Source organism: Kitasatospora arboriphila, from assembly GCF_039528095.1.
GTDB classification, from domain to species: domain Bacteria; phylum Actinomycetota; class Actinomycetes; order Streptomycetales; family Streptomycetaceae; genus Kitasatospora; species Kitasatospora arboriphila.
In genome coordinates this window covers 1-749 of the sequence record NZ_BAAALD010000251.1, presented here as the reverse complement: position 1 = coordinate 749, position 749 = coordinate 1, and the positions used below count along the sequence as shown (strand labels likewise).

Annotated in this window: 1 protein-coding gene; it reads right to left on the bottom strand. The window is 55.1% G+C overall.

Annotated features, from left to right (window positions below; all coding sequences use genetic code 11):
• Window positions 1–749 (bottom strand): cbb3-type cytochrome c oxidase subunit I (locus ABD353_RS39775; RefSeq protein ID WP_344628587.1); only part of this gene is annotated, 749 nt, incomplete at both ends.

The following is a 749-nucleotide window of genomic DNA, read 5'->3' as shown; positions in this document are numbered from 1 at the left end:
CCGCAAGCTGCAATAACCAGCATCGGGTGGAACTGCGGATCGATCTGCTGGCTCAGACGACGGGTCATACCCATGAAACCCAGCACGTACAGCGGCATAAACGCCACGAAGAAGCCGATGATCCAGAACCAGAAAGCGCGTTTGCCCCAGGTTTCGTTCAGGGTGAAGCCAAAGGCTTTCGGCCACCAGTAGGTCAGACCTGCGAAGCAACCGAACACTACGCCGCCGATGATAACGTTATGGAAGTGCGCAATCAGGAACAGGCTGTTGTGCAGAACGAAGTCCGCGCCCGGTACCGCCAGCAGCACGCCGGTCATCCCACCTACGGAGAAGGTCACGATAAAGCCGATAGTCCACATCATCGCCGAGTTGAAGACGATGCGACCCTGATACATGGTGAACAGCCAGTTGAAGATCTTAACCCCGGTCGGGATCGCGATAATCATGGTAGTAATACCGAAGAAGGCGTTTACGTTCGCGCCAGCACCCATGGTGAAGAAGTGGTGCAGCCAAACGATGAACGACAGAACGGTAATACAGACGGTTGCCCATACCAGAGAGGTGTAACCGAACAGACGCTTACGCGAGAAGGTCGCGGCGATTTCGGAGAAGACCCCGAACACCGGCAGAACCAGGATGTACACTTCCGGGTGACCCCAGGCCCAAATCAGGTTGATGTACATCATCATGTTGCCACCCATATCGTTGGTAAAGAAATGGGTGCCCAGGTAACGATCCAGGGTCAGCAG